The following is a 3,630-nucleotide window of genomic DNA, read 5'->3' as shown; positions in this document are numbered from 1 at the left end:
ATAGACGATCTGGCGGGCTGTGATATGCCCCCGCAGGGCGTGGATCAGAGCACGCTGAGAGTGGAATACTATTGTCAGAATAAGCAGGAATACTCTTATCTGCGCGAAGTGTTCATTGATATGTATCCGTAGTCATCGGAAATACCCAGCCTTTCTGGCTGGGTATTATCACGTGTGACATTAGCATGAACCATTACACAATCTGTCAAGAGCCAGGTTCAGATGTCTGTTTCCGCCATTTCATCATCACTGATTGGCGTAGCGTTTTTTGCCAGCATTCCCACTTTGCGTTTTTCCTTTAACCGGCAGCTTTCTCTTTTGATGTTCAGTGTGGTGGACAATCCCGTAGATATATATATCCGCACGCTTTAGTTCTGTTTTATTTTTTTTCGACAAAATAATCAAAAAGGTAAATAAAATAAACGTTAGGTATTTTCTTTATGCGTTCTCTTTACATGTTGAGACTTCGAGTAATACTGTAAACCATATACGTTATAATCGCTAACCGACAAATAATCCAGAAAATTTAATTTATATTCCAGAGTAAACGAGCTGTTCATTTCAAAAATATGTTTGTAAAAGTGTATAGTATTCTGATTGCCGAAGTTTAACTGTGCAGGAGAAAATTTAGCAGATAAGAAAATTGGGGCACACTCGTCAACATTAACTGTTCTAAACAATAATGAAATAGCGGTACTTACATCATCAAAGCCTCTTAATTTCGTGCTGTTAAAATAGAGCGTTCTTGCCGTAATGGTTATAGTAATCCGTCCGTCTCCGCAACCATCCAATATTCCCAGATCGCATGGTTCACAAAATGTGTTTTTCGCATATTTTCGCTCTTCATTACAAAAACAAGTTTTTAAATGTAACTCAGTGACCTCGTTTTATACGTGCTAAACTTATGCCATGTAATTGTAACTTTCTTTGCATTACCAATTATAATGCAACTTTTGGTACATACACCCCCAGATACTCCTTCTTCACCGTATTGCCTGGTCACGGTAAATTTATCTCCTGATGACTCCTTTCCTTCCACACGATCCAGTAAATTGTGATCATGTCTTCAGTTTCTTCCCGAAACACATAAATTTGTGAACACAACAAACTGAGTGATATCTCCGGTGACTTTAATAGTTTCGAATTAGATATGCGACCTCTTGATTTAAAATAACCATACCGAAGAGATTATCAGTTTTTTTTCACAAATGGGACTTTTTTTTGTGTTTTTTTGAGGCATTTTGAATGCCTGGAATGCAGCTGGAAGTTAACAGTTTGAAAAGCACGTCAGATGGGAATGGGAGGGTCGTATGAGGATGTTTTCTAATGCTACATAAAAGTAGCTTTTTTGACAATGGGTATTGGTATTATTGTGAGTTGATAAGTACTGTTTTGCCATTTAAGTTATACATATATCTAGTGCCACTTTTTCGAGAAAAATGATCCTATGATTTTTGTACATAGTGCCACTTTTAAAAAAAGTGACCCTATATCGTGATTACATAGGGTCACTTTTCATCAATAAGTGACCCTATGCGAGGTGCACATAGGGCCATTTTTAAGGAAAAAGTGACCCTATGTCGTAGTCATCCTAAGCAATCAGAGATATAATCACGCAAAGACGTTTTTTCGCGAAAGTTTCTCGGCATATCGCAGATACTGATTGCAGTATTGCGTTTTTTTTAAGCAGTAAAATTTTCGTTAGCAGGCTCAGGGGTTTTGAGAAAACCCTGGAGACTTTGGTTAAAAAGTGATACAAGTAAGGACAATAGTTTAATGGATGGTTTAGAAGCTTAAATCGATAGTTCAAAATTTATAAAAGTTACTTTTCCATCTCCAAAACCGATCTTTTAATTCGAGTAGAAAATTATTGCAATTGTATTTATGCAAGGGCAATGTGCTCATATAAGAATCTGATAGTTTAACGCATAACTTACTCTGTAAAATATAACGAACCGATATTTCTATTATTCGTACCTACCGTGCACATCTAATGTCATTACCTCTTCATATTAGGCCTGAAGAATATCAACAACACCATTATTTTATTGGGCGCGATAAAAAACACTTGGAACTAAAACGGGCTACTTGCTATTATCCATGGCTATTTTAAATGGTAACACCAGGGAACAGATTGTTGAGGAAATAATAGACATCAATCATATATTTTTAATATCAAAAAAAATATAAGCACCAACTAAAACACTTACAATTCCACTCACCATCCACTAATAAAGTAAATATTTTCCTTTCAGCGTAAATAACCCCGATAATATTAATAGAATTTAAAATGGCGAGATAATTATTTATAGAACATATAATTACCATATGTTAAATTCTCTCCCCAGCCAGTATCTGGATAGTTATTATCAAATTACATTCTCAGTTTAAATTGAGAGTTGTTTGGTATACTGGATGTAAAAGATCATGTCCAACGATTGTTCGGTTGTTTTCGTTAATAATAAAAGGGATATAATGGAGTGCTGCCTAGGTTATTATATTAAACCACCTTTCTTTTATCTTGATTAGAACTGGTTGTATCATTTGAGATATTGTCGGACAAACAGAGTCTGATAATTGGTGAGGCTGCCATTTTTATGATTTACAATCAATGATAAACCACTCCTTTCTATAGATACGCGGTCAGTACTGTATGGGCAATGGAAAGTAAATCAAACAACGTCGATATAGCTGAACAACTCAACAGGTTCCATTGACTGATGCAGGTTGGTAGCGTTCGACATACATACACTTCATTGCAACCTCTGCTGAATGTTATTAGCAAAAAAGTTGCATCCATGATGTACAGTGATTATAGTTGTAAGCGTCTAGCATACAGGGGGACGCGTTGGTTACATCATATTTAATGAGGCTAACCAGCCTAGCGCCCGAATGGAGAGAGTGAAATTCGATTTCACTCTCTCTTTTTTTCATCTAAACCTTTATTGTCAAATGGTTATACGCATTTATTTGTATTAGTCACGAATGCATCTGATACATTGACTTGTTACTCATTGCTAAAATGAGTAGCGAAGTTCATATCCAGTCATTAAACAGATTAAGAAAACGATAACTAAATAGTGGAGTTGACTCCTTGAACAGAGAAGATGTCCATCAACTGGCTACGCAATTGTTTGAAGGTAACGAAAGTGCGGCCCAAAAGTGGTGCCATGAACCCAACCGAGCGTTACGGTGGCAAACCCCTGAAGAACTTATGGGGAGCGAATCAGGAATCCAAACGGTAATAGCGTTAATAACACGACTAGAGCAAGGCGTGTATTCTTAGACCTTCTGCCCAGAGCCGTTCTGTAGTTTTATCATCGCATCAAGCAAATCGTTTTCATCCCGTGAATGCTGAGACTTGTTCCGGGTCACATCGGGGCTATTCACCGATGGAAGAGCTTTAAAACGACGGTTATCCCTTTGTTCCTGTACCAGCTTCGCCACATACAATACTTGGCCCAAATTCTGGGGTTAACAACTTACCCAGCCGAGGAAAACATCTGCAGTCCTCAAATAGACATTAGCATTGAGCCCCTACACTCGCACCAGTTGATAGTTCACTGCTTGTATGTGCTATAGCGTAAAGAGATACCGAAAGTATCCGCGTCTGTAGTGGCATAGTAAATT

The 3,630-nt window shown here is 37.5% G+C and carries 1 protein-coding gene and 1 pseudogene; one reads left to right on the top strand and one right to left on the bottom strand.

Translation table 11 applies throughout. The features are described from left to right. Window positions 1-218: 218 nt before the first annotated feature. A pseudogene (locus FEK43_RS22895) lies at window positions 219-338 on the bottom strand (AAA family ATPase); the annotation flags it as partial. A gap of 2,756 nt (window positions 339-3,094) precedes the next feature. On the opposite strand from FEK43_RS22895, the gene FEK43_RS22650 reads away from it, so the two are divergent. Then, the gene (locus tag FEK43_RS22650) at window positions 3,095-3,286 is read left to right on the top strand and encodes an MbcA/ParS/Xre antitoxin family protein (protein ID WP_130238328.1); all 192 of its coding nucleotides are present in this window, start codon (window positions 3,095-3,097) and stop codon (window positions 3,284-3,286) included. The last annotated feature ends 344 nt before the right edge of the window (window positions 3,287-3,630 follow it).

Origin of the sequence: Escherichia sp. E2562 (assembly GCF_005781075.1) — a bacterium.
GTDB lineage: Bacteria > Pseudomonadota > Gammaproteobacteria > Enterobacterales > Enterobacteriaceae > Escherichia.
The sequence above is the reverse complement of the archived record's forward strand: the minus strand, read 5'-3'. Positions and strand labels throughout refer to the sequence as shown.